The organism is Micromonospora sp. WMMD734, assembly GCF_049178975.1.
GTDB classification, from domain to species: Bacteria; Actinomycetota; Actinomycetes; order Mycobacteriales; family Micromonosporaceae; genus Micromonospora; species Micromonospora wenchangensis.
Genome location: NZ_JBMHMK010000001.1, coordinates 7,042,445 through 7,068,247, shown reverse-complemented (window position 1 = coordinate 7,068,247; position 25,803 = coordinate 7,042,445). Strand labels below are relative to the sequence as shown.

At 73.7% G+C, this 25,803-nt stretch carries 21 protein-coding genes; 9 read left to right on the top strand and 12 right to left on the bottom strand.

Annotated elements, in window-relative coordinates:
- Window positions 1–399 precede the first annotated feature (399 nt).
- The 3 genes from ACN267_RS30905 to xylA form a co-directional block, all read right to left on the bottom strand.
- On the bottom strand, window positions 400–1,812 hold the full coding sequence (locus ACN267_RS30905) for an MFS transporter (protein ID WP_204958047.1): 1,413 nt from the start codon (window positions 1,810–1,812) through the stop codon (window positions 400–402).
- A 136-nt stretch (window positions 1,813–1,948) separates the two neighbouring features.
- Window positions 1,949–3,430 (bottom strand): xylulokinase, encoded by a 1,482-nt coding sequence (gene xylB / locus ACN267_RS30900; protein ID WP_421490229.1) that lies wholly within the window; start codon window positions 3,428–3,430, stop codon window positions 1,949–1,951.
- A gap of 11 nt (window positions 3,431–3,441) precedes the next feature.
- A complete protein-coding gene (gene xylA / locus ACN267_RS30895; RefSeq protein ID WP_421490228.1) occupies window positions 3,442–4,629 on the bottom strand; it encodes a xylose isomerase in 1,188 nt (395 codons plus the stop codon).
- Between the two features lie 73 nt (window positions 4,630–4,702).
- On the opposite strand from xylA, the gene ACN267_RS30890 reads away from it, so the two are divergent.
- From ACN267_RS30890 to ACN267_RS30880, 3 genes are all read left to right on the top strand, one after another.
- Window positions 4,703–5,965: an ROK family protein gene (locus tag ACN267_RS30890; RefSeq protein WP_421490227.1), complete on the top strand. Its 1,263-nt coding sequence runs from the start codon at window positions 4,703–4,705 to the stop codon at window positions 5,963–5,965.
- A 128-nt stretch (window positions 5,966–6,093) separates the two neighbouring features.
- Entirely contained in the window at window positions 6,094–7,770 is a 1,677-nt protein-coding gene (locus ACN267_RS30885; protein WP_421490226.1) for a SpoIIE family protein phosphatase, read from the top strand.
- Window positions 7,767–8,810, top strand: a complete 1,044-nt coding sequence (locus tag ACN267_RS30880; protein ID WP_421490225.1) for a cobalamin B12-binding domain-containing protein — start codon at window positions 7,767–7,769, stop codon at window positions 8,808–8,810. Before ACN267_RS30885 ends, ACN267_RS30880 begins: the two co-directional genes overlap by 4 nt.
- An 11-nt stretch (window positions 8,811–8,821) precedes the next feature.
- On the opposite strand, the gene ACN267_RS30875 is transcribed toward ACN267_RS30880, so the two are convergent.
- Window positions 8,822–9,331, bottom strand: coding sequence for a MarR family winged helix-turn-helix transcriptional regulator (locus ACN267_RS30875; protein ID WP_204958223.1), 510 nt, complete (start codon window positions 9,329–9,331; stop codon window positions 8,822–8,824).
- 94 nt (window positions 9,332–9,425) lie between these two features.
- Here ACN267_RS30875 and ACN267_RS30870 point away from each other — a divergent pair, with 94 nt between their 5' ends.
- Window positions 9,426–10,559 (top strand): PP2C family protein-serine/threonine phosphatase, encoded by a 1,134-nt coding sequence (locus ACN267_RS30870; protein WP_281894762.1) that lies wholly within the window; start codon window positions 9,426–9,428, stop codon window positions 10,557–10,559.
- Window positions 10,560–10,598: 39 nt separating this feature from the next.
- Here the strand turns inward: ACN267_RS30870 and ACN267_RS30865 are convergent, their stop codons facing one another.
- The 7 genes from ACN267_RS30865 to ACN267_RS30835 all read right to left on the bottom strand — a co-directional run bounded on the left by ACN267_RS30865 (window position 10,599) and on the right by ACN267_RS30835 (window position 19,079).
- On the bottom strand, window positions 10,599–12,086 hold the full coding sequence (locus ACN267_RS30865) for a sugar transferase (RefSeq protein ID WP_204958041.1): 1,488 nt from the start codon (window positions 12,084–12,086) through the stop codon (window positions 10,599–10,601).
- Window positions 12,087–12,305: 219 nt separating this feature from the next.
- Window positions 12,306–14,048, bottom strand: a complete 1,743-nt coding sequence (locus tag ACN267_RS30860) for a VWA domain-containing protein (RefSeq protein WP_204958040.1) — start codon at window positions 14,046–14,048, stop codon at window positions 12,306–12,308.
- A gap of 165 nt (window positions 14,049–14,213) precedes the next feature.
- Window positions 14,214–15,245: a lactonase family protein gene (locus ACN267_RS30855; RefSeq protein ID WP_204958039.1), complete on the bottom strand. Its 1,032-nt coding sequence runs from the start codon at window positions 15,243–15,245 to the stop codon at window positions 14,214–14,216.
- 110 nt (window positions 15,246–15,355) lie between these two features.
- Window positions 15,356–15,958, bottom strand: coding sequence for a GTP-binding protein (locus ACN267_RS30850; protein ID WP_204958038.1), 603 nt, complete (start codon window positions 15,956–15,958; stop codon window positions 15,356–15,358).
- Window positions 15,939–16,328, bottom strand: a complete 390-nt coding sequence (locus tag ACN267_RS30845; RefSeq protein WP_145921423.1) for a DUF742 domain-containing protein — start codon at window positions 16,326–16,328, stop codon at window positions 15,939–15,941. Before ACN267_RS30845 ends, ACN267_RS30850 begins: the two co-directional genes overlap by 20 nt.
- Entirely contained in the window at window positions 16,318–16,737 is a 420-nt protein-coding gene (locus ACN267_RS30840; RefSeq protein WP_145921424.1) for a roadblock/LC7 domain-containing protein, read from the bottom strand. The genes ACN267_RS30845 and ACN267_RS30840 overlap by 11 nt, the downstream gene beginning before the upstream one ends.
- A complete protein-coding gene (locus tag ACN267_RS30835) occupies window positions 16,737–19,079 on the bottom strand; it encodes a nitrate- and nitrite sensing domain-containing protein (protein ID WP_421490224.1) in 2,343 nt (780 codons plus the stop codon). Before ACN267_RS30835 ends, ACN267_RS30840 begins: the two co-directional genes overlap by 1 nt.
- Before the next feature lie 410 nt (window positions 19,080–19,489).
- Between ACN267_RS30835 and ACN267_RS30830 the strand changes: the two genes are divergently transcribed.
- The 5 genes from ACN267_RS30830 (at window position 19,490) to ACN267_RS30810 (ending at window position 23,645) form a co-directional block, all read left to right on the top strand.
- A complete protein-coding gene (locus ACN267_RS30830; RefSeq protein WP_204958036.1) occupies window positions 19,490–20,083 on the top strand; it encodes a hypothetical protein in 594 nt (197 codons plus the stop codon).
- Between the two features lie 12 nt (window positions 20,084–20,095).
- A complete protein-coding gene (locus tag ACN267_RS30825; RefSeq protein WP_204958035.1) occupies window positions 20,096–21,004 on the top strand; it encodes a hypothetical protein in 909 nt (302 codons plus the stop codon).
- Between the two features lie 199 nt (window positions 21,005–21,203).
- Window positions 21,204–22,862, top strand: a complete 1,659-nt coding sequence (locus tag ACN267_RS30820; protein WP_421490223.1) for a sodium:solute symporter family protein — start codon at window positions 21,204–21,206, stop codon at window positions 22,860–22,862.
- Between the two features lie 31 nt (window positions 22,863–22,893).
- Complete coding sequence (locus ACN267_RS30815; RefSeq protein ID WP_145921429.1) at window positions 22,894–23,199, top strand: hypothetical protein; 306 nt, start codon at window positions 22,894–22,896, stop codon at window positions 23,197–23,199.
- A 71-nt stretch (window positions 23,200–23,270) separates the two neighbouring features.
- Complete coding sequence (locus ACN267_RS30810) at window positions 23,271–23,645, top strand: hypothetical protein (RefSeq protein WP_421490222.1); 375 nt, start codon at window positions 23,271–23,273, stop codon at window positions 23,643–23,645.
- Window positions 23,646–23,765: 120 nt separating this feature from the next.
- Here the strand turns inward: ACN267_RS30810 and ACN267_RS30805 are convergent, their stop codons facing one another.
- A complete protein-coding gene (locus ACN267_RS30805; protein WP_421490221.1) occupies window positions 23,766–25,568 on the bottom strand; it encodes a glycoside hydrolase family 6 protein in 1,803 nt (600 codons plus the stop codon).
- Window positions 25,569–25,803: the final 235 nt, after the last annotated feature.

Sequence of the window (25,803 nt, the reverse complement as noted above, 5' to 3'; positions counted from 1 at the left end):
CGAGTGGCGCGCCTCACGAATAGCCCGCCCCCACGAATGGCGCGCGCCCACGAATGGCGCGCGCCCACGAATGGCCCGCCCCACGAGTGGCGCGCGCGCCCCACGAATGGCGCGGCCCACGAATGGCGCCCGCCCGACCCGGCGCGGCCGGCGACCCGTATCCCCCGGGGCCGTTCAGCCGTGCGGGATCCTGCCCCGGCGGTGATTCGTTGTTGTCATCAGCTCGAAAGGACCCGACTGAGGTATCCCCATCCCGACAGGCGATGGGCGATCTCGTAGCGCCGGGCGATCCCGTGGCACCAGGCGATCCCGTCACGCCGGGCGATCCCGTCACGCCGGACGGGGCGGCGCACGGGGTTGTGCACCGAACCAGCCCGAGGCGGGGCCTGGGCCAACAGCTCACTGGCGGTCGGCGCGGTCGTGCAGCAGGTCACCCACGGCGGCGATGTCGCCGGGCGACGTGCGGGAGGCCAGCCAGTACATCAGCCCGGTGGGGATGAAGAAGAGCTGGAACGCGGCCAGTCCGACGGCGTAGTTCAGCGGCGGCGGGAACGCCGCCCGCAGCGCGTGGAAGGCCGCGCCGACCAGCCCGTTGCCGGCGGCCCGGCCGACCCCGTTGACCAGGTTGCCCAGGCTGTAGACGGTGCCCCGGTGCTCCGGCGGGTTGACGTCGGCGATCAGGGCGAACCAGTTCGGCGAGTTCGCCGAGGTCAACGCCAACGCGACGACGGCGGTGAGCAGGCTCAGCCCGACCGTCGGCTCGGTCACCACGCTGGCCAGCACCGCACCCACCACCGCGCCGGTGCCGCCGCCGTCGGGCACGTCGATCCGGATCGGCACGAAGAACAACACCAGGTAGAACGGCAGCGCCGCGAGGATGCCGACCGCCGCCACCAGCGCCCGTCCCCGGGGGGTACGCCGTTGCAGCGCGTCCCCGGCCAGCCCGCCGACGATGGAGAACACCCCGCCGAGCTGGAACAGGGTGGCGAAGACGCTGCCCACCACGACCGCCGTCGCCGTCGAGTAGCCCTGCCCCTGCGCCCGCTCGGCGAACAGCACCGGCAGCCACACCAGCGAACCGAACGCCGCCTGCGCGGTGAGGCCCTGCAGGATCAGCCACCTGTTGGTCCGCCGCCCCAGGATGCGCGGCAGGTCGGAGCGGGTGATCCGGTAGTCGTACCCGACGCCGGCCTCGATCGCCCCGGCCAGTTCCGGTTCGCTCTGCCCGCGCCGGATGTCGTAGGTCAGCAGGTAGGCCACCGTGGCCGCCAGGCCGACCACGGTGAGCAGCAGGAACGGGCGTCGCCAGTCGGCCGCGCCGAGCAGCCCGCCGGTGAGCGTGCCGGCCAGGGTGCCGACCCCCTGGGACAGCCCCCAGAAGCTCATCACCAGGCCCCGGCGGCGCGGGGAGATCAGGTCGGTCACCACGGAATACCCGACCGAGCCGACCGCGCCCAACCCGACCGCGGCCACCAGTTGCGCGGCGAGGAACGTCGGGAAGCCGGTGGCGAACGCGCTGCCACCGGTGCCGGCGGCCCAGACCAGCGTGCCGACCATCAGCAGCGGCTTGCGGTTGGTCCGGTCGCCGACGTACGCCCAGGCCACCGCCGCGACCGCGCTGATCAGGAAGCTCACCGCCGTGACCAGGCCGAGCATCCGCTGTGGCACGCCCAGCGCCCCGGAGATCGGCCCGTACAGCGGGGGCACCAGGCCGATCGCCACGTTGTCCAGCGAGGCGAGCACCACGAACACCACGACGCTGTAGAGGCGGTGCGCCGCGTTCCCGCGCCGGGGCATCCTGCTGCCGGTCATGTCCGGCAGCCAACCAGGTACGCCTCCCGGCCCGACGGGCACCCCCGCCGGACCGTCCCGCCGGGGCGGAACCGGGCGTCGGCCGGTGACCGGCCCCCGTGCGCCGGTCACCGGCCGACGTCGCCGGTCAGGTGGGTCACTCCCCGGGCACGGCCACCCGGTCCAGGGTGTGGTCGCGGGCCTGCGCGTACCGCTCACGGATGGCGGGGACGGGCTCCGCCGCGTACTCCTCGGTGTCCTTCGGTGCCCAGGTGGGCGGCGTCGCGCCGCCCAGGGCGACCCAGGCGGCCTGGCGGGCCGCACCGTCGGCGACGTACTCCCCCGGCGGGGGCACCACCACGGGACGACCGAAGACCTGCGGCGCGATCCGGCGGACCGCCGCCGAGCGGGCCCCGCCGCCGACCAGGATCACCCGCTCGACCGTCGCGCCCTGGGCGACCAGCGCGTCGAGGCCGTCGGCCAGCGCGCAGAGCATCCCCTCCACCGCCGCCCGGGCCAGGTGCGCCGGGGTGGCGGTACGCAGGGTGAGGCCGTGCACCGAGCCGGTGGCGGTGGGGCGGTCCGGGGTCCGCTCCCCCTCCAGGTAGGGCACCATGACCAGGCCGTCGGCCCCGGGCGGGGCGCTCAACGCCAGCTCGGACAGCGTGTCGAGGTCGACGCCGAGCAGCGTCGCCGCCGAGTCGAGCACCCGGGCCGCGTTGAGCGTGCAGACCAGCGGCAGGAACCGGCCGGTCGCGTCGGCGAACCCGGCCACCGCGCCACCGGCGTCGGCGGCCGGCGTGTCCGCCACCGCGAAGACCGTGCCCGAGGTGCCGATCGACACGACCACGTCGCCCGGACCGGCGCCGACGCCCAACGCGGCGGCGGCATTGTCCCCGGTGCCGGGGCCGAGCAGGATCTCCCCGGTGCCGGGCACGACGTCCCCGCCCGGAACCGCCTGGCCGCCCGCCAGCACGACCGGGTCGAGTACGCCGGCCCGCTCGGCCGGACCGAGCACCGTGGGCACCTCGACGACCCGACCGAACGCCTTCTCCAGCAGGTCGGGGCGGTACTGCCCGGTCACCGGCGACCAGTAGCCGGTGCCGCTGGCGTCACCCCGGTCGGTGCGCAGCGCCGCCAGGTCGGGAGCACCCGCCAACCGCCAGGTCAGCCAGTCGTGCGGCAGGCAGACGGCGGCGACCCGGGCGGCGTGCTCCGGCTCGTGCCGGGCCAGCCAGCGCAGCTTGGTGGCGGTGAAGCTGGCCACCGGGACCAGCCCCACCGCGTCGGCCCAGAACCGGCGGCCGGTTTCCCCGCCGCCGGCCTCGGCGATCAGGTCCCGGGCCGCGTCGGCGGACCGGGTGTCGTTCCACAGCAGCGCCGGCCGGACGACCTCGCCCGCCTCGTCGAGGCAGACCATGCCGTGCTGCTGACCGGCGACCGACACGGCCGCCACGTCGGCCAGCCCGCCGGCCGCCTCGACGGCGGCCAGCAGGGCATCCCACCAGGCCCGTGGGTCGACCTCGGTGCCGTCCGGGTGCGGCGCGCGGCCCTCCCGGACCAGCGCGCCGGTCTCCGCGTCCCGGATCACCACCTTGCAGGACTGGGTGGACGAGTCCACCCCGGCGACGAGCGGCATGCCGGGCCGCCTCAGCGCGCGCCGAGCAGGTGCTCGACGGCGAGCTGGTTGAGCCGAACGAAGCCGAAGCCCTTCGCGGCCGTCGCGTCCACGTCGAACTCCTCGAACGCGGACCGGTCGGCGAGCAACCCGGCGTAGCCCTCACCGTCGCCCAGCGTCGGGCTGCCCAGCTCGCCGACCTTGCTGGCGGCGAGCGCCTCGACCACCTCCGGGTCGGCCCGGAACGCCGCCGCCCGCTCCTTGAGCAGCAGGTAGGTCGCCATGTTGGCCTCGGCCGACGCCCACACCCCGGAGATGTCCTCGGTGCGGGAGGGCTTGTAGTCGAAGTGCCGCGGGCCGTCGTACGCCGGGCCGCCGTTGGGGCCGCCGTTCTCCAGCAGGTCGACCAGGGCGAACGCATTCATCAGGTCGCCGTGGCCGAAGACCAGGTCCTGGTCGTACTTGATGCCGCGCTGGCCGTTGAGGTCGAGGTGGAACAGCTTGCCCTGCCAGAGCGCCTGGGCGATGCCGTGGGCGTAGTTGAGGCCGGCCATCTGCTCGTGCCCGACCTCCGGGTTCAGGCCGACCATCTCGGGCCGCTCCAGCTCGGAGATGAACGCCAGCGCGTGCCCGACGGTGGGGAGCAGGATGTCGCCGCGCGGCTCGTTCGGCTTGGGCTCGATGGCGAACCGCAGGTCGTAGCCCTGGTCCACGACGTACTGGCAGAGCACGTCGACGGCCTCGCGGTAGCGGTCCAGCGCGGCCCGGATGTCCTTGGCCACGTCGTACTCGGAGCCCTCCCGGCCGCCCCACATGACGAAGGTCTTGGCACCCAGCTCGGCGGCGAGGTCGACGTTGCGCAGCACCTTGCGCAGCGCGTAGCGGCGCACGTCGCGGTCGTTGCTGGTGAAGCCGCCGTCCTTGAACACCGGGTGGGTGAACAGGTTGGTGGTGACCATCGGCACGACCAGGCCGGTCTCGTCGAGGGCCTTGCGGAACCGGGCGAGCTGGGCCTCCCGGGCGGTGTTGTCGGCACCGAACGGGATCAGGTCGTCGTCGTGGAACGTGATGCCGTACGCGCCCAGCTCGGCGAGCCGGTGCACCGCCTCGACGGCGTCCAGCTCCGGGCGGGTGGCGTCACCGAACGGGTCACGGGCCTGCCAGCCCACCGTCCAGAGCCCGAAGGAGAACTTGTCGGCGGGAGTGGGACGGGGTGCCATGGCAGACCTCCGGTGAGGATGATGATGGTGGCGGTGGGTGGATGACCCGCAATTTGTTCAGTGGTTGAATTAAATGGCCGTGCTGTGGCACTGTCAAGGGGTGACCGAGACCCGGACCGCGGGCGCGGTCCGCCAGGGAAGCCTGCGCGAACTCAACCTCGCCGTGGTGCTGCGGCGGATCGCCGACACCGCCCGGCCGCCGTCGCGGGCCGAGATCGCCGCCGACACCGGCCTGACCCGCGCCACCGTGTCGGCGGTCGTCGACGACCTGATCGCCGGCCGGCTGGTCACCGAGGCCGACCCCGCGCCCCGGACCGGCGCCGGCCGGCCCGCCCGGGGGCTGCTGCTCGGCGACACCGGCCCGGCCGGGCTCGGCCTGGAGGTCAACGTCGACTACCTCGCCGCCTGCGTGGTCGACCTCACCGGCGCGGTCCGGCACCACGAGGTACGCCGGATCGACCTGCGCCCGCTCTCCCCCGCCGACGCGCTCACCGACCTGGTCGCCCTGGCCCGGCGGGCCCGCGCCGCCGCCGACGCCGCCGGCCTCGGCCTGGCCGGGGCGGCCCTGGCCGTGCCGGGGCTGGTCGACGCGCGTGGCCTGGTCCGGCTCGCCCCCAACCTGGGCTGGCGGGACGTCGACGTGCCGGCCCTGCTCGCCGGCCACCCCGACCTCACCGACCCGGTCGACGGGGTGCCGCCACTGGTGGTGGAGAACGAGGCGAACCTCGCCGCGCTCGGCGAACTGCACGCCCGTCCCGGCGGCCCGCAGAGCTTCCTGCACGTCTCCGGCGAGATCGGCATCGGTGCCGGGATCGTGCTCGACGGGGCGCTGTTCCGGGGTTCCCGGGGCTGGAGCGGCGAGCTGGGTCACGTACCCGTCGATCCGGGTGGCCCCACCTGCCGCTGCGGGGCGCGCGGCTGCCTGGAGACGTACGCCGGGCAGGAGGCCGTGCTGGTCGCGGCCGGGCTGGCCGGGGTGGACCTGCCGGCCGACACCGCCGCCCGCCGGCTGGCCGACCTGGCCGACTCCGGCGACCCGGCCGCGCTCGACGCGCTGTACGCCGCCGGCACCGCGCTCGGGGTGGCCGTCTCCGGGGTGGTGAACCTGCTCGACCTGGACACCGTGGTGCTCGGCGGTGGATACGCGACCCTCGCGCCGTGGCTGTGCCCGCCGGTGCTGGCCGAACTCGACGCCCGGGTGCTCACCAGCGGGTGGTCCCCGGTGACGGTCCGCCCGGCGGCGCTCGGGGCCGAGTCCGCCGCCGTCGGCGGGGCCGGTGCGGTGGTCCGGCGGATCATCGCCCGACCGTCCGGCTGGCTCTCCCGCCCGGGCTGACCCGGCTTCCTCGCTGGCCGATCGTCGGCCCACCTCGGTACGCTTTCCCTCAGGCAACGATCCCCTACCGAGGAGAGCACTCCCAGCATGCGCAGAGGTCGACAGACCGACGCGCCCGGCGACCGGCGGTGACGAAGACCCACCGGGACGGGCACGCCGGCCCGGTGAGCGGGGGCGGACAGGTGTCCCGCGCGCCGGCCCACCCGTCGCCGGACGGCCCGCTGCCGGCCGACCCGCAGCTCGCCCGGGAACTGCTCGACGGGCTCGCCGAGGCGGTGGTCACCACCGACCGGGCCGGGCGGGTCACCCTGGTCAACGCGATGGCCGGGCAACTCCTGCCCGAGCTGACCCCTGGCACCGACCTGACCTCGGGCACCGTGCCGGCGCTGGCCCACGCGGTCACCGGCGACGCCGCGACGTTCGACGCCGAGCACCGGGGACGCCGGCTGTACGGGGTCTGCCGCCCGCTGGCCGGCGGGGGCTGCGCCTGGTACGTGCGCGACGTCACCGACGAACACGCCCGCACCGACGCGTTGCTCGCCGAGCGGTCCCGCACCGCGTTCCTGGCCCGGGCCGGCAGCCGGCTCGGGCTCTCGTTGCACCGCGAGCAGACCCTGCGCAGCACCGTCACCCTGCCGGTGCCCTACCTGGCCGACGCGGCGCTGGTCGTGCACCGGCCCCCGCAGCCCGGCGAGGACGTCCCGCACTGGCTGCGCTACGCCGACGGCGACCCCGGCCCGGTCGGTGGGGTCGCCGACCCGGAGCTGACCGGCGCGGTCCCCGGGCTCGTCGAGGCGCTCAGCGGCGCGACCACCGACCCCAGCCCCTGGCTCGACGCCGAACTGGCCGACCTGGACGCCGTGCTGCCGCCGGAGTTCGGCCGCCCCGGCACCGTGCTGATCAGCCCGATGCCCAGCGCCGGCGGGCCGGCCGGCGCGCTGGTCCTGGTCCGCCGGGTCGGCCGGCCCGGCTTCGACCAGCGCGACATCGAGCTGGCCCGGGAGTTCGCCGCCCGGGCCGGGTCCGCGGTCGCCGCCGCCGAACTCTACGGCGAGCAGGCCCACCTGGCGCGGGTGCTCCAGCACAGCCTCCTCCCGCCGGAACTGCCCCCGGTGCCCGGCGTCACCCTCGCCGGCGGTTACCGCTCCGCCGGGGACAGCCTGCGCATCGGCGGCGACTTCTACGAGGTCTTCCCCACCGCCACCGGGGCCCTGTTCGCCCTCGGCGACGTCTGCGGCAAGGGGGTCGGCGCGGCCGTGCTCACCGGCCGGGTACGCCAGTCGCTGCAGACCCTGCGGCTGGTCGAGCAGCGTCCCCGGGAACTCGTCGCCCTGCTCAACCGGGCGTTGTTCGACTCCCCCGACGCCGCCCGGCGCAGCCAGTTCACCACCCTGCTGCTGGGCAGCACCGAACCGGGGGCCGACGGCGGGCTGCGGGTCCGCATCGCCGGCGGCGGGCACCCGTCCCCGCTGGTGGTACGCGCCGACGGCAGCATCGTCGAGGCCCGGGTGGGCGGGATGCCGATCGGCGCGTTCGCCTCGGCCACGTTCGTCGAGGTGGAGGTACGCCTCGCCCCGGGTGAGCTGCTGCTGGCGTACACCGACGGGGTGACCGAGGCGCGCGGCGGCGCGGCGGCCGTCGAGATGTTCGGCGAGCAACGGCTGCGGCAGGCGCTCGCCACGGTGGCCGGCCTGCCGCCCGCCGCCGTGGTCGACTGGCTGCTCCAACTCGTCGACGAGTGGCTGGACGGGGAGAGCCACGACGACATAGCGATGCTGGCCGTCCGCGCGGCGGACCCGGCGTGAGCCGACCGGACGGGCCGGCCGCCACGGACCCGGGCCCGCCGGCCGGGCCGGCAGTGGTGGGGCCGGAGGTCGTCGCGGCGTACCTCGACTGTCTGGACCGGGCCGACCTGCCCGCCGCCACCGCGATCGCGACCGGCCTGCTGGACGCCGGCTCGTCGGTGGCCGACGTCCTGGTGGACCTGGTCGCCGCGACCCAGCGCGAGGTGGGGCTGCGCTGGCTGACCGGCCGGTGGAGCGTCGCCCAGGAGCACGCGGCCACCCACGTCAGCGAGCGGGTGGTCGAGGCGGTCGCCGCCCGCAGCGGCCCGACGGGGGCCCGCGGACACGTGGTGATGGCCTGCGTCGAGGGCGAGTGGCACGCGCTGGCCGCCCGGATCGTCGTCGAGGTGGTCCGGGCCGCCGGTTGGCGGGTCACCTTCCTCGGCGCGAGCGTGCCGGTCCGGCACCTGGTCTCCTACCTGCACCAGACCGGCCCGGACGCGGTGCTGCTCAGCTGCGTGCAGCCGAGCCGATTGATCCGGGCGGGGCGCATGATCGAGGCGTGCCGGGCGGCCGGGGTGCCGGTGGTGGCCGGTGGCCCGGGTTTCGGCCCGGACGGCCGCTGGGCCGCCGCCGTCGGTGCCGCCGCCTGGGGGGCGACCGCCCGGGACGCGGCCCGGCTGCTGGCCGGCCCGCTGAGCCCGACGCCGACCACCGGTCCCGTCCCGGTGGCCGGCACCGACGAGTACGTCGCGGTGCTGCGTCGCCGCCGTGACCTGGTGCAGCTCGTGCTCCGCGAGGTGGCCCCGGAGCCCGACCGGGTCGAGGAGGTCGCCGGCGCGGTCGCCCAGCTGGTCGACGCGCTGGCCGCGGCGATCCGGATCGGCGACCCGGGGCTGCTTGTCGAGTTCGTCCGCTGGCAGACGGAGGTGCCCGACGCCCGGGACGGCGTCCCGCTGCTGGACACCATGCTCCGGGTGTGCGCCGCCGCGCTGACCGAGCACCGGCACGCCGGGGACTACCTGCGTCAGGCCCGGACCCTGCTGACCATGCCCCGGTGACCGCCTGCGGATCAGGCCGAACGGGCCGCCGGGGCGCCGTTGCCCGGCCGGGCGCGGATCGGTGGGGGCGGTGCGGACGGTAACTCGACCACCGGTCCGCCCTCCCCCTCCCGGGCCCGCGCCACCCGGTCGAACTCCACCAGGCCGCGCAGCAGCGCCCCCCGGCCCTCGCCGCTCATCCCGGCCAACACGGCGTCGAGCCGCTGCCGGCGGTCCCGGCGCAGCTCGGCCAGGAGCCGGCTCGCCTCCGGGGTCAGGTGCAGGGCGATCTCCCGCCGGTCCGACCGGCCCGGCTCCCGCTCCAGCATGCCGGCGGCGACCAGCCGGTCACAGAGCCGGCTCGCCGAGGAGAGCAGCATGTTGAGCAGGGTGGCGAGCCGGCGCAGGTTGATCCCGTCGTGCCGTTCGACCACCATGACGGCACGTAACTGCGCGCTGGACAGCCGGCTGGTGGTACTTTCCCGGGCCGCCTCCCACACGGAGAGCAGGGCCCCTGTCGCGGCGTCCAGCTCGGCGGCCATACTCACGTCTGGTCCGTCAGGACCACTTTCTTCGGCCATGGTGGGCCCGAGACTACCCCCCGTACCAGGGGATCTGCGCTGTCAGGAGGCGTGCATGAGCAGCGGACCCGAATGCCGGGCCCGACGGGTGCTGACCGAGTCACCCGCGGACCTGCTGCTGGAACGGCTCGCCGACGAGTTGGGGCGGTCCTACCGGATCACCGACGTGGCGCTGTTCCAGGTCGACTACCGGCTGTCGGTGCTGCTGCCGCTGGGTGGCGGCGACCCGCTGACCGGGCCCGGCCACCCGGCCTGGCGCTGCTACGACCACCAGCAGCCGGTGCTCGCCGACGGGGCCGGCTGGTTCCCCGTCGGCATGCGGGGTGAGCGGCGCGGGGTGCTGCGGCTGACCCCGGTGCCCGACGACCGGACGGCGGTCGAGGAGCTGACCCGCATCGCCACCGCCCTGGGGCACGAGTTGGCCGCGGTCACCGCCGGCACCGACGTCTACCGGGCCTCGCGCCGGGCCCGGCGGCTCACCCTCGCCGCCGAGATGCAGTGGGAACTGCTGCCGGGGCGCAGCCGGGACCGGCCCTCGTTCCGCCTCGCCGGCCAGCTCGAACCGGCGTACGCGGTGCGCGGGGACAGTTTCGACTGGTCCGACGACGGCACCCGGCTGTGGCTGTCGGCCATCAACGGCACCGGTGAGGGGGTGGCCGCCTCGATGCTCACCGCGCTGGCCACCCACGCGTTGCGCAACGCGCGCCGGGGCGGGCTGGCCCTCGCCGACCAGGTCGCCCTCGCCGACCAGGCGGTCTACGCCCTGCACCGGGGCGAGCAGCACCTGTCCGCCCTGGTGATGGAGCTGGACCTGGCCACCGGGGTGCTGACGGCGGTGGACGCCGGGTCGCCCCGGCTGGTGCTGCTGCGCGACGGTGAGGTCAGCGAACAGGCGCTCGACAAGCAGTTCCCGCTGGGCATGTTCGAGGGCACCGACTACCAGCACCAGAGCTTCGAGCTGCGCCGGGGCGACCGGCTGTTCGTGCTCAGCGACGGCGTGATCGACGCGACCGGGCAGCACGTCCGGTACGGCGAGACGGCGCTGGACCGGTTCCTGCGGCGTACCGGCCCGATGACGCCGCTGGACGCGGTCCGCTCGCTCATCGGTGACCTACGCGCCTTCGTCGCCGGTGACCTGGTGGACGACGCGGTGGTGGTCTGCCTGGACTGGACCGGTCCGCAGGAGTGAGACCGGCGGGCCCGGCGCGTGCGACGCCGGGCCCGGCGGTCAGTAGGCGCCGCGCCCGCGCAGCACCGCGCCGAAGGTCTTCCACAGGATGGTCAGATCGGCGGCGAGCGACCAGTTCTCCACGTAGTAGAGGTCCAGCCGGATGCCGTCCTCCCAGCTGAGGTCGGACCGGCCGCTGACCTGCCAGAGTCCGGTCATGCCCGGCTTGACCAGCAGGCGGCGGGCCACGTCACCGTCGTAGCGGGCCACCTCGGACGGCAACGGCGGGCGGGGGCCGACCAGGCTCATCTGGCCGAGCAGCACGTTGACCAGCTGGGGCAGTTCGTCGAGGGACCACTTGCGCAGCAGCCGCCCGATCCGGGTGACCCGCGGGTCGTCGCGCATCTTGAACATCAGCCCGTTGGTCTCGTTGCGGGCGACCAGCTCGGCCAGCAGCGCGTCGGCGTTGACCACCATGGTGCGGAACTTCAGCACCCCGAACTCCCGGCCGCCCTGCCCGACCCGGGTCTGCCGGAACAGCACCGGACCCCGGCTGTCCAGCTTGACGGCCAGCGCGATCAGCGCCACCAGGGGCAGCAGCAGCGCCAGCGCCACCGCGGCGGCGGACCGGTCGACGAACTCCTTGACCAGCTTGCGGGCCCCCCGGAACTCCGGTGCCTCGACGTGGATCAGTGGCAGGCCGGCCACCGGCCGGGTGTGGATGCGGGGGCCGGCGACGTCGGTGAGGGCGGGGGCGACGACCAGGTCGATCCCGGTGCCCTCCAGCTGCCAGCCCAGCCGACGCAGCCGGGTCGCGGTCAGCTCGCCGGACGCGGTGACCGCGACGGTGTCCGCGCCGATCGCGGCGGCGGCCTCCGGGATGCCGCGCAGGGAACCCACCACCGGTACGTCGCTGAGCCGCTGCGGCACCGGGGCGAGCAGCGCGTCGGGGATGCACGCGCCGACCACGTGGTAGCCGGCGTACGGCTCCCGGCGCAGGGTGTGCACCAGTTCCAGCACGTGCGCGGTGTCCCCGACGACGAGGACCCGCCGGGACCAGCCGTCGCCCCGGCAGCGGGCCCGGTGCAGTGCCTTACGGGCGGCGAACCGGGTGGCCACCAGCCCGATCGTGCCGACGGCGAAGGAGATGCCGAGGAAGCCCCGGGAGACCCCGACGTCGAAGATGTAACCGGCGATCGCGACCCCACCGGCCAGGCGCAGGCTCGCCCCGCTGACCCGCCGGTACTCGTCCGCGCCGTAGCCGAGCACCCGGTCGTCGTAGCAGCGCAGCGCCTTGAGTGAAACCAACCAGACCAGCACCAGGGCCGGTGCCACCACCACGTACGGGATCTCCGAGCCGCGCGGCACGGCATCGCCGAAGCGGGTGGCGTAGCCGGCGAGGACCGCCAGCGACAGAACGGCGGTGTCCAGCACCACCAGGGTGCGGACGTAGCTTCGCTGGTTGGCCTGGGAACGAGTACCCGCCGATCGGCGACCGGGCGCCGACGGCGGGGTACGGACGGGCGTGGACAGTGTCGCCGAGGTCACCCAACCTCCCCCACATCACACTTGTCGGCTCCGAGCCTGAATGCTCACCTCTGGAGGGGTCCGCCGGCCGGAGCGCTCCCGACATCCTGCCCCACAATGATGCTCACCTATTGCTTCGGACGCATTACTGTCAGTTTTCTTTCGCCGCCGGAGTGGGGAAATCCCACCATGGCACCAATTCTCACCGGATGCAGTGACCCATGTGCACTGTGCGAGGGATCAGCGCGGTGCGTTCGGGCGCAGCGCGATGGCCTTCAGGAAGATGTCACCGATCTTGGACGGGTCCTCGGTGACGAAGGCGCCGCCACCGGTGACGTTGGTGATCGACTGGAGTTCGGTCTTGGAGACCTCGCTACCGATGCCGATGATGACCACCTGCACCGGACGCTCCGGGTCGTTGAGCTGCTTGAGCCGGCTGATCAGCGCGCTCTGCGAGATGCCGTTCTTGTCCTCGTTCTTACCGTCGGTGAACAGCACCACCGAATTGACCCGGCCGGGTTCCCAACCGTCCTGGACCGTCTTGTACGCCGCCAGCATGGTGTCGTACAGACCGGTGTCGCCGCTGGACGGGCGGATACCGGCGAGCCCCTGCTCCAGCTTTCCCCGGTTGCCGGACAGCGGGCTGATCGGCTCGATCTCCCGCCAGTCCCGCGAGCCGACCAGTTCGGTGGAGAACGTCCACAGCCCGATCGACCAGGAGTCGTCGAAGAGGTTCAGGCCCCGGCTGGCCGCCGCCACGGTCACCTGCTCCCGGCTGGCGTTGTTGGCCGACGGGACGGCGGCCTTCATCGAGCCGGAGACGTCGATGACGCAGAGCATCCGCCCGGACTGGGTGGCGATCGACCAACCGGAGACCGCACGGTCTATGGCCACCGGATCCAGGCCACCGGCGGCGGTCCCCCCGGACGGGGGTACGGCCGTACCGCCGCCGGCCGGGCTCGGCGCACCCTGCGGCGCCTTGAAACCGTCGCCCCAGTTGCCGTCCGGGGCCCGCAGCGACTGCACGGCCAGCCGGTTCTTGAAGCTCTGCGTGGTGAGCAGTTCGAAGAGCACCTTCGCGGCCGACGCCTTGGCCTGGTCGATGCCGGGAAGCACCGCGTACGGGTAATCCAGCGGCATCGGCGACGGCTCCAGGTAGAGCGCGGCCAGCGGGATCGGCGGCTTGGTGTTGTTGTAGGCGATGACGTCCTCCTCCGACAGCGCGGCGGCACCGAGCGCGCTGGCGATGGAGGTCGGGTCGTTGGAACGCGGGAACCGGGCCAGCAGGTCCTGCCGCAGCGCCGAGCGGCCGGTGGCCAGCGCCCGCAGCGCGGCCGTGGTCGCCTGCTGGGCGTCGCCGCCCCCGCCGCTGGCCGCGGCGGTCAGGGAGAGCAGGCCGGAGAGCCCGGCGGCGTCCTGAGTCGGCTCGACGATGCCGGCCCGTAGCGGCTTGTCCCCGCGTACGGCGCGCAGCATGTCGTTCCAGGTGAGCTTCTTCTCCGGCCAGCCGAACTTGGTGCTGGCCACCGGCTGCGGCATGGCCACCACGACGGGGCTGCGGGCGATCGACGCGCCGTTGCCGGGGGCGAACGCGGTGGCGCCGCCGCTCTTGAGGCGCAGCAGCCAGGTCGACGAGTCCGGAATCCACACGTCGGGCGTGACCGCGGTGCCGCTGGCCTGCCCCACCCCGGCGAGGCTGGCCCCGTGCTTGCTGGCCACCGCGGCGGCCACCTCCACCGGTTCGGAGGCGGTGACGTTCACCTTGATGCAGGTGCCACCGACCGCCGCCCCGTCCGTCGTCCACTGGGCCGCCGCCGCCTCGACGGCCGGCGCGACCTCGGGCGCGGCGGCCACGGCGAGCTGGATCTCCCCTGAGCAGGACGGTCCGGCCAACTGCTGGTAACCGACCCAGGAGCCGCCGACCACGACGACGAGCGCGGTCGCCGCCAGGGCGGCGCCCGCTCCACGGATACTTGAACGCATGCGATGGCGGCCAGACACGCTGACCATCTTGCGTATCTCGTTCGCTTTCTGCCATGACCGTTCGGACGAAAGTTACGCAGGAGAAACAGTTGATCACTATTTCGGTACCCTGAGTAACTAAATCGTCTCGTGACGTGGCACCGATCCACCCCGGACGGACGTGTGTCAGGGCAGTACGCAGGTCGGACTCCCGGTGGCCACCGGCTCACCCACCGGCGACGGCACGCCCGACTCGGGGTCGACCCAAAACACCCGGATCATGTCGGCCCGCTCGTCGGCGACGTACAGGTGCCGACCGGCGAACGCGAAGTGCCGGGGCCACTCCCCGCCGGTGTCGACCTCGTCGACCAGCCGGGGCAGTTCCCCGTCGAGGGCGAAGACCGCCACCGTGCCGACCCCCCGGTTGCCCAGGTAGAGGAACCGGCCGTCCGGGCCGACCGTGATCTCCGACGGCTGGACGTGACCCGCCCGCCCACTGGCGTCCACCCGGCCGAGCTGGTGCAGCGCCCCGTCGGCGGTCAGCTGGTAGGCGGTCACCGTCGCGTCCAGCTCACCGGCGAGCCAGCAGCGCCGCCCGTCGGGGTGCCGGGCCAGGTGCCGGGGACCGGTGCCCGCCACCGTGTGCACCCGGGGGGCGCGCGGGGTCAGCCGGCCGGTGGCGGCGTCCAGGTCGTACCGGTAGACCGAGTCGGTGCCCAGGTCGACGGCGAGCAGCGGGCCGACGCCGGGATCGGGCGACACCATGTGGCAGTGCGCCCGCTCCTGCCGCTGCGGGTCCGGGCCGTGCCCCTGGTGGACCACCAGGTCGGTACGGTCCCCGGGCACCCCCTGCCCGTCCAGCGGGAGCACGGCGACGCTGCCCCCGCCGTAGTTGGCCACGAAGAGGTGCCCGCCGTCCGGGGCGACCGCCAGGTGGGCCGGCTCGGCACCGCCCGTCGACCGGACCCCCAGCGGGGTCAGCCCGCCGTCGGGATCGACCGCGAACGCGCTCACCTGCCCCTCGGGCAGCTCGTTGACCGCGTAGAGCACCGGCCGGGACGGATGCCGCACGAGGAAGGACGGCGCCGGGGTCACCGCGACCGTGCCGAGCGGGGTCAACTCCCCCGACTCGGGGTCCCGCCGGGCGGCGACGATGCCCTCGCCGCGCCCACCCGTGTCCGCCGTGTAACCGCCGATGTGGACGATCGTCCCCGTCACCGGACCACCCCTCCGCCGAATCCCGTCGTCGCTTCCCAGGCTTCCCGCAATCACCCGCCGGCATCCCTGGTTTCCCGGGTTTTCCTCACCCGGCAGCGGCGCGGGGCCGGTCAGCCCACCGGGACCGGTTCGCCGCGCTGCCGGGCCACGTGCTCGACCAGCGAGATCAGCACCAGTTTGCCGGACTGCCGGTCCCGGGCGTCGCAGAGCATCACCGGCACCTCCGGCTCGATGTCCAACGCCTGCCGCACCGCGTCCACGCCGAACCGGCGGGTGTCCTCGAAACAGTTGACCCCCACCACGAACGGGATGCCGCGCTGCTCGAAGTAGTCGATCGACGGGAAGCAGTCGGCCAGCCGGCGGGTGTCGGCCAGCACCACCGCGCCGAGCGCGCCGAAGGCCAACTCGTCCCAGAGGAACCAGAACCGGTCCTGCCCGGGGGTGCCGAACAGGTAGACCTGGAGATCGTCGGTGATGGTGATCCGGCCGAAGTCCATCGCCACCGTGGTGGTCGACTTGCCCTCCACCCCGGACAGGTCGTCGGTGCCGATCCCGGCGTCGGTCAGCACCTCCTCGGTCTGCAACGGCCGGACCTCACTGAGCGCGCTCACCAGCGTCGTCTTGCCGGCGCCGAAGCCACCGGCAATGAGGATCTTGAGAGCCAGCGGCAGCCGGTCCGCTGATGAGTCGCGATCAGAGCGCACGTAGTCCACTGACCACCGCCTTGAGAATGTCGTCGTCGGGAAGGCCGGCGGCGGCCGGCGGTTCGTGCACGGTGACCAGCCCACGGGCGAGCAGGTCACCGAGGAGGACCTGGACCACCCCGAGGGCGAGATCCAGGTCGGCGGCGAGATCCACCACCGCCACCGGCTGCCTGGCGCACTCCACCAGCCGACGGTGCTCGGGTTGCAGCCCCGGCTGGCCGTACGGGTCGACGCCCGCCGCGGCCAGCACGAACGCCACCAGGTCGAAGCCGCCGACGGCGGGCCGCACCCGGCCACCGGTGAGGGTGTACGGGCGTACCACCGGGCCGGCCGCGCCGTCCAGCCACTCGTGCTGGTGACCCGGCTGCTCAGCCCGCATCGGCGAGCCCCGCCGCCCGCGCCGGGGCGGTCAGGTTCTCGCCGACCCGGACGACCAGCATCGCCATCTCGTAGGCCACCAGGCCGATGTCGGCGTCCGCCGCGCAGGCCACCGCCAGGCAGGCGCCCTGCCCGGCAGCGGTCACGAAGAGGTACGCCTCCTCCATCTCCACCACCGTCTGCCGGACGCCACCGGCGGCCAACTGCCGGCTGGCCCCCTTGGCCAGGCTGGAGAAGCCCGAGGCCAGCGCGCAGAGGTGTTCGGCGTCGGCCCGGTCCAGCCCGGCGGAGGCACCGAGCAGCAGACCGTCGGCGGAGAGGACCACGGCCTGCTGGGCCGCCGGCACCCGCTCCACCAGTTCGTCGAGCAACCAGCCGAGATCGGCGTTCTGCCGTGTCGTGTGCACCACTAGGCGTCCCTCTCAGTCGCGGTCGGATCGGGCGTCGGCACCGGGCCGGCCGACGACGGGGATGCCCCGGCGTCGGACCGCCCCGGGTCGCCGCCCGCGGTCGGGGTGGGCCGGGCCGGCGGGACCGGGTGGACGCCGCTGCTGTCCAGCCGTCCCCGGGTGGTGCCGGCCTGTAGGGCCGACATCTGCCGCCGTACCTCCTCGGGGGAGCGGGTGGTGGTCGGGTCGGGGCCGGCCGGCGGGCGCGGCGGACGGGCCACCGGGCCCCGGCGGCGGACCCGGCGGGGCAGGCCGTCGCCATCGACGGCGGCCTCCACCGACGAGGTACGGGCCGGGGCGAACGGCAGCACCGTCTGGTCCGGTCGCTCCCGGGTGGTCCGGGTGGTCCGCGGTCGGGGCAGGGTGGTCAGCCGGGTCACCGACGCGGCCGGACGGTCCCGGGTCGGCGGGGCGATCGGCGGCTCCTCGGTGATCAGGTCGGCCGGCAGGCGCACCAGTGCGGTGAGCCCGACCGGCGTCCCGGTCCGCAGGGTGACCTGGACGCCGTGCCGGGCGGCCAGCCGCGAGACCACGAACAGGCCGAGCCGGGCGCTGTCGGCCGGGTCGAACTCGGGCGGGGTGGCCAGTCGGCGGTTGGCGTCCTCCACCGCCTGCGGCGTCATCCCGAGCCCGTGGTCGGTGATCTCGACGAGGTAGCCGTCGACGACCGGCGCCCCGGTCACCTCGACCCGACGCTCGGGCGGGGAGAAGGCGGTCGCGTTCTCGATCAGCTCGGCGAGCAGGTGGATGACGTCGGCGACGGCCCGGCCGAGCAGCCCGGCCGGCTCGACCCGGCCGATGTCCACCCGGTCGTACGCCTCGACCTCGGAGATCGCGCCGCGCAGCACGTCCAGCAGGGCGACCGGCTGCCGCCAGCCCCGGCCCGGTGCCGCCCCCGCCAGGATGACCAGGTCCTCGGCGTGCCGGCGCAGCCGGGTCGCCAGGTGGTCGACGCGGAACAGCTCGGCCAGCTCGTCCGGGTCCTCGGCGCGACGTTCCATCCGGTCGAGCACGGCGAGCTGCCGGTGCACCAGACCCTGACTGCGCCGGGCGAGGTTGAGGAAGACCTCGTTCAGCCCCCGCCGCAGCGTCACCTCGTCGATCGCCGACCGCACCGCCACCCGGCTCACCTCGGTGAACGCCCGGCCGACGTCACCGATCTCGTCCGCGCCATAGGACAGCGGCGGGGCCTCCCGGGCGACGTCGACCTGTTCGCCCCGGCGCAGCCGGGCCACCACGTCGGGCAGCCGGTGCCCGGCCAGCTCCAGCGCGGCGTTGCGCACGGCGGACAACCGGCGGGCCAGCGTCCGACCGACCCGGATGGCGACCAGTAGCGACACCCCGATCGCGACGAGGCCCAGCACCCCGGCGACGCCGAGGCGCAGCAGGATCGTGACGGCGACCGGCACGGACCGTTCGGCCAGCCCGTCGGCCTGGCTGAGTTCGAAGTCACGCAGCTCCTGCTGGACGGCCGCCTGGCTGGCCTGCCAGGCCGCCGGGTCGATCGGCGGGAGGCCGGACGGCCCGGCGCTGAGCAGCTGCTCCTGCATGGTGCGGAGCCGGACGAACGCCTCCCCCTCCACCAGCCGCTGGTAGGCGGCCCGGTCGGCGGCCGGCAGGTCGGCCACCGCCGACTCGGCGAGGAACCGTTCGTTGGCGATGGTCTGCACCAACCGCAGGTGCTCGCCCTCGGTGAACCGGCCGGCGACGAACGCCCCGGCGAGCATCGCGTCGGTCTGGCCGAGCAGTTCGCGGGAGCGGCCGACCGCGGTCAGGGCGAGTGCCTGCCGGTTCAACTCGGCGTCGGGCAGCGCCGCCGTCGCGGCGAACGCCTGGAAGGCCGAGGAGATCATGCCGCTGTACAGGCCGATGGCACCGGCCCGGTCGACCTGCCGGCGGTCGATGAACCCCCGACCGGCCGGCAACGCCTCCAGGGCGGCGCCGAGCGCGTCGAGCCGGGCGTTGAGCAGGTCACCGGCGGCGTCCCGCAGTGCGTCGCCGGCCATCATCCGACGCAGCTCGACGATCGCCTCGTCGGTGCGTCGCCGCTGGTCGGCGAGGGCGGGCAGGGTGCCGGTGCCGGCCAGTTGGATCACCGAGGCCCGCCGCTCCCGTTGCAGCTCGGCCACCACCCGCTCGCCGGGGCGGCCGAAGTCCGCAAGCAGGGTCCGGGCGGCGAGCAGGTCGAGCGCCGGCCCGAAGGTCAACGTGGTGGCGAAGATCCACAGCGCCAGGAGGGCGGCCACCGGGGTGACGACCAGGGCGGTCAGCTTGGCGCGGATCGGCCAGTCGCGGGTGTCCATGAGTCCTCGCCCGGGCGGGAGTGTCGGCGGTGTCGCCGGCACCGACCGGGCGGTTCCGGCATCGATGCCGGGCACCGGCACGGCACCTCGGGCAGGATACGTAATCCTGACGCTCAGCACTACCGTGCGTCTCCCGGCGTCACCGCTGCGTCGCTGCCCCGCCCCGCCCCGGCCGGCCGGCACCTGACCTGGCCGCACCCGGGTTGATCAGGCATTGGCGGGGGCCCGCACCGACCCCGGGCCGGCCTGCGGACCGATGGAAAAATGTGACCGGATTTCCACCTGATCGGCCCCGGACGCACGTCGTGGCCCCTTCGTCCCGGTCGGGATCGGCGTGGGCGGAGGAAATTCGCCGGATCGGGATTGGTGATCAGTGCGGGGAGGGAATACCGCAGGGCGAAGGAGGAGCCATGTCGCCCACGCAGATAGTCCTACTGGTTCTCGCCGTACTGGTGGTGGCGGCGCTGGTCGCCGTGGCCGTGGTGGCCAACCGCCGACGCGCCCTGCGGTCCCGGTTCGGCCCGGAGTACGACCGGGTGGTCGCGGAGCAGGACAGCCGCAGCGCCGCCGAGCGGGAACTGCGCGAGCGGGAGCGCCGCCACGCGGAGCTGACGCTCACCCCGCTCGGCCCGACCGAGCGGGCCCGGTACGCCGCCGCCTGGGAGGAACTCCAGGTCCGCTTCGTCGACGCGCCGGCCGAGGCCGTCGGGGACGCCGACGAACTGGTCAGCCGCCTGATCGCCGACCGGGGCTACCCGACCGGGGAGTTCGCCGAGCAGGCCGCGCACCTGTCCGTGGAGCACGCCCGCACCCTGACCCACTACCGGGAGGCGCACGAGATCCGGCTGCGCAACGAGCGTGGCGAGGCCGGCACCGAGGATCTCCGGCAGGCCGTCGTCCACTACCGCGCCCTCGTCGCCGACCTGCTCGGCGAGGAGCCGGTCGGGCAGCGCCTCCCGCAGCAGCAGCACCCGGACAGCCCGCAGGACGCCACCACCCGCTGAGGAGACACCGCCATGCGCCAGGACGAGCAGCAGTTGCCCACCGAACACCCCGAGGTCGTCCGGTCCACCCCGGTGGCGGTGCCGCCACCGGACGCGGCCGACACCGTCCCCGTCGGCCGGCACGCCACGGCCCGCGACGACCGGGACCGCGACGGCGTCGACGACCGGGACGCCATCGACCACGACGACGACGGCATCGACGGCGACGGTTTCGACGACCGGGACGGCTTCGACAACCACGACGGCTACTACGGCCCGCGGGACGACGACGGCTTGCCCCTCGGCCGCCCGCGCTCCCGTGACGACGCCGACCTGGCGACCGACCGGGAGACGCCGGCCGGCACCGACCCGGACGGGGACCGGCGGCCGGAGTTCCACGAGCCCGCGCCGCCGCCCACCACCTTCGGGGCGACCAGCGTGGGCGACGCGGTGGCCGCGTCGGCGCTGGCCGGTGGCCGGCCGCAGGACGAGCGGGACGCCCGGGACGAGGACCTCGCCGTGCCCGGTGACGGTGCGCCTGGGCGGACCGAACCGTTCGACGACGAGCGGGCCGACCCGACCGCGGCGGACCGGATCCACGACCGGGACCACCACTCGACCGGGACCGCCGGGGCGGACGCCGACAGGTCGACGGGCGCGAACGTGCCCAGCGACGCGGCGACGCTGTTCGAGGCGGACGCCGCGCAGGGCTTCCGGGACCGTTGGCGTGACGTGCAGCTCCGGTTCGTCGACGACCCCCGGGGCGCGGCCGGCGAGGCGCAGTCCCTCGTCGAGGAGGCGATCACGGCCCTCGCCGAGGCGCTCGCCGCGCAGAAGGAGAAGCTGGGCGGCTGGCAGGGTGCCGACGAGGCCGACACCGAGCAGCTCCGGGTGGCCGTCCGGCGGTACCGCGACTTCCTGGACCGCGTGCTGGGCCGCTGAACCGCCGCGCGGACGGCCCGCCGGCTCCGGACCGGACCACCCACCACCCACCTGCGTCGACGCCCCGGCCGGGCCACTCCCGGTCGGGGCGTCGACGGTTCGCCCACCGATCCGACCCGGACCTCTGGCATGAAAACCCGCACGAGGGGTAATAGCGCGCCCGGCGAGCGTCGACGGCGCATCGGAAGGGTGGCGGACGATGGACGGTGCCGGGCTCAGACTGAACATGAACGTGCTGGATTACGGGATCCTCGCGCTCTACTTCGTCACCGTGCTCGGGGTCGGCTTCGCCGCCCGCCGGGCGATCCGTACCAGCGTCGACTTCTTCCTCTCCGGGCGTTCGCTGCCCGCCTGGGTGACCGGCCTGGCCTTCGTCTCGGCCAACCTGGGCGCCCTGGAGATCATCGGGATGGCCGCCAACGGCGCGCAGTACGGCATCATGACCGTCCACTACTACTGGATCGGCGCCGTACCGGCGATGATCTTCCTGGGCATCGTGATGATGCCGTTCTACTACGGCTCCCGGGTGCGCAGCGTCCCGGAGTACCTGCGGCTGCGGTTCAACCGCCCGACCCACCTGTTGAACGCGATCAGCTTCGCGGTCGCCCAGGTGCTGATCGCCGGGGTCAACCTGTACGCGCTGGCGCTGATCATGCAGGCGCTGCTCGGCTGGCCGCTCTGGCTGGCGATCGTCGTCGGGGCGGCGATCGTGCTGGCCTACATCACCGTCGGCGGGCTCTCCGGCGCGATCTACAACGAGGTGCTCCAGTTCTTCGTCATCATCGCCGGGCTGGTGCCGATCACCGTCATCGGCCTGGTGAAGGTCGGCGGCTGGTCCGGCCTGATGGACTCGGTGCGCGACTCCAAGCTCGGCGAGGCCGGGCTGCACGCCTGGGAGGGCACCGGCAGCACCGCCAACCCGCTCGGCGCGCACTGGCTGGGCATCGTGTTCGGGCTCGGGTTCGTGCTCTCCTTCGGCTACTGGACCACCAACTTCGCCGAGGTGCAGCGGGCCCTGTCGGCCAAGAACATGAGCGCCGCCCGGCGTACGCCGATCATCGCCGCGTACCCGAAGCTGGTCATCCCGGTGGTGACCGTGATCCCCGGTCTGATCGCGCTGGTCACCGTCAAGGGACTGGGGGCCGAGTCCGGTGACCTGGTCTACAACAACGCGATTCCGCTGCTGATGCGCGACCTGCTGCCCAACGGGGTGCTCGGGATCGCGGTCACCGGCCTGGTCGCCTCGTTCATGGCCGGCATGGCGGCCAACGTCAGCGGCTTCAACACCGTCTTCACCTACGACATCTGGCAGGCGTACGTCCGCAGGGAACGCTCCGACGAGTACTACATCCGGATCGGGCGGATCGCCACCGTGGGCGGGGTGGTGGTGGGCATCGGCACCGCGTTCATCGCCGCCGGGTTCAGCAACATCATGAACTACATCCAGGCGCTGTTCTCCCTGTTCAACGCCCCACTGTTCGCCACCTTCATCATCGGCATGTTCTGGAAGCGGATGAGCGCGCTGGCCGGTTTCTGGTCGCTGCTGGCGGGCACCCTGGCCGCGCTGGCGACCTACCTGCTCTACAAGGCCGGCGTGGTGGACTTCAACTCCGACCTGGAGGAGAGCTTCTGGGGCGCGGGCATCGCCTTCGTCACGGTCGCCGTGGTCGCCGCGGTGGTCACCCCGCTGACCCGTCCCAAGCGGGCCGAGGAGTTGCAGGGTCTGGTCTACGGGATGGGTGGGATCGACCTGAAGGGCGACGTGCTCGCCGGGGACCAGGTCTGGTGGCGGTCGCCGGTGCTGCTGGGCGCGATCGCGCTGGTGCTGGCCGTGCTCTTCTACATCCCGGTCTTCTGAGCCCGGTCCGTCACGAGAGGGAGGCGCAGGCGTGGACCAGCACAGCGAACGCGCGAACGACCCGCAGGTCGCCGAGACCGAGAACGAACGCAAGCGGTCCGCCGCCGCCCGGCTGTTCGACATCCGCCGGGTCATCGGTGGTCTCTTCGTGGTGTACGGGGTGATCGTCGGTCTGGTCGGTCTCTTCGACTCGGCTGCCGAGATCGACAAGGCGCAGGGCGTCCGGATCAACCTGTGGGCCGGGCTGGCGATGCTGGCCTTCGGGCTGTTCATGCTGGCCTGGCAGTGGCTGCGCCCGGTGGTGCCGCCCAGCGCCGAGGAGGCCCGGGAGGTCTGATCCGCCCGGCATGGGGTCGCCCGGACGGGGTACCCGGGCGCGGGAAGCGTCTGGGACAGGAGGGCGGCACCATGACCGACCGTGACCCGAACCGACCGTTGGAGGAGCGCCCCGAGGTGGCCGCCGCGGTGGACGACGATTCCACCGTGCCGCGGTTCTCCCGGGGCGGCGCCGGTCCGGCCGATCCGGCTTTCGTCGCGCCGGGTGACCAGTCCGGTGGTGCGACCGAGGAGCTGATCGGTGACCCGTACGCCGCCGGCACCGGGGCCACCGGAACCGGCACCGGGGCCGGTGGGGACAACATCCGCACCGGGGCGGAGCAGCCCTGGGAACCGGAGGACCTGGTCATGGCGCGCGGGCAGGACCTGACCCCGGAGAACCTGGAGCGGGCCCGGCGTGACCTGGCCGAGATGGGTCGGGCCGCGGTGGAACGTACCGTCCCCTGAGGCCGGCGCGACAGCGGCCCGACACACGGGTGGGCCCCCGGCCCGACCTCTCGGTCGGACCGGGGGCCCGGGTGCGCCCGCCGCGTCAGTGCCTCACTCCAGCCGCGGCGGGCTGGTTCGTCAGAGCGCCGGGTAGGCGTTCTTCATGAGCTCCTGGAACTGCGCGGAGAACCAGGCGCCGGAGATCGGAGCGTTGGGCAGCGCGCCGCTCATGCTGTTGCCGTTGCGGGCGTTACCGGTGTAGGTCGGGTCGCACATCCGGTCGAAGCCCTTGCCCTCGTTGTTCGGGATGAGGGAGCTGGAGCCGTCGGACTCACCCGGGGGCTTCACCCAGACGTAGGCGTCGATGCCCGGCTCGGGGTTGGCCTTCGGCCGCTCGCCGAGACCCGCACCGGCCTGGTTGCACCAGTTGCCGGCGTGGAACCGACGGTCGACACGGCCACCGTTGACGTAGGTGTCGACGCTGGTCGTCGCGCCCGGGCCGGTGGGCCGGGCGGTGCCGCCCCAACCGTTACGGGAGGTGTCGATCAGCATGCCGATGTTGCTGTTGAAGCCGACCGAGATCAGCTTGGTGCGGAACGCCTGGGCGAACGACAGCTCGTCGACGTAGTAGTTCCAGTCGATCCACTTGGACTGGCGGACGGTCTGGCCGTTCACCGAGTCGGTGATCTTGACGTACGGCTCCTTCAGGGCGGAGTAGTTCGCCGTGTTGGTGATGAAGCCGTGCACGTTGTTCACGGTGCTGCCGGAGGCGACCGCGGCGGTCTTCAGGATGTCGGCGGTCGGGCCGAAGTTGGTGTCCCAACCCAGCCAGCCGTGGTGACCGGCGTCGATGTAGTTGTAGACGTTGCCGATCGGGCCCAGCTTGGCCAGGGCGTAGCCGACGCCGTTGACGTACGCGCCGTTGGCCTTCACCACGTCACACTGCACCGTGCCACCGGCGTTGCCGGAGGTGTTGGTGACCAGGTTCGGCAGCGAGTCGATCTCGATGATGTTGATGATCCGCAGGCTGGCGTACTTGGCCTGGCTCTGGATCGCGGCGATCGGGTCGATGTACTCCGCCTTGTAGCGCGGCAGTTCGTCGGCGGCCAGCTCACCGTTGGAGGCGAGCGCCGAGCAGTCCCGGCCGGGCAGGTTGTAGATCACGAACTGGATGTAGCCGGCACCCTGGGCGAGGGCGGCGTCCAGGTGGTCCTTGACGCCCATCGCGCCGTTGGAGCTGCTGTCCGGCGTGCCGTTGATCGCGGCGATCCGGTCCAGCCAGACGGCGGTCGGGTTGTTGGAGACCCGGCTGCCACCGGCCTCGGCGTCCGCCTTGGCCTTCCACTCCGGGTTCACGTAGCCCTTGACCCCGGCGTAGGGGTTGTCCACCTTCTGCCCCGGCGGGGGCGTGGTGGGCGGAGGCGTCGTGGGCGGCGGGGTGGTGGGCGGCGGGGTGGTCGGCGGAGGCGTGGTGGGCGGCGGGGTGGTGGTCGGCGGCGGGGTGGTGGGCGTGACGCCACCGCAGACGACCCCGTTCAGGGTGAACGAGGTCGGCTTGGGGTTGCTGCCGCTCCACGAGCCGTTGAACCCGAGGGTGGTGCTGCCGCCGCGACCCAGCGAGCCGTTGTAGGACTCGTTGGTGGCGGTCACGTTCTGGCCGCTCTGCGACCACTTGGCCGACCAGCCCTGGGTCACCCGCTGGCTGCTGTTGGGGAAGGTGAAGCCGAGGGTCCAGTTGCTGATCGGGTCACCCACGTTGCGGATGGTGACGTTGGCGGTGAAGCCACCGGACCAGTCGTTGGTGGTGTAGTCGATGCTGCACTGGGTGGCGGCCTGCGCCGCGGTGACCGGGATGGTCACCAGCCCGCCCGCGACCAGCACGCTCGCCCCGGTGAGGGCGAACGCCCGGCGTCGGGCGGACAGACTTCTCCACAGATTCATGCCTTTTGCACTCCTTGGGCGAGACCGGCACCACGAGGGGACCGGCAAGTGGCGCGTGAGCGTCCTGGGGTACGGACGACCCCGGCGCCAACGGGACATCTCGGGGGGGTGCCCGACCCGGGGGACGGGCGTGGTGGTGGTGAGCTTCACCGGCCCGCATGGACCGGTCGGCGGCGACGTCGTCCGGTGCACCGGTTGCCCTCGACCCCTGCCGTGCGCGGTGTGGCTCCCCGAA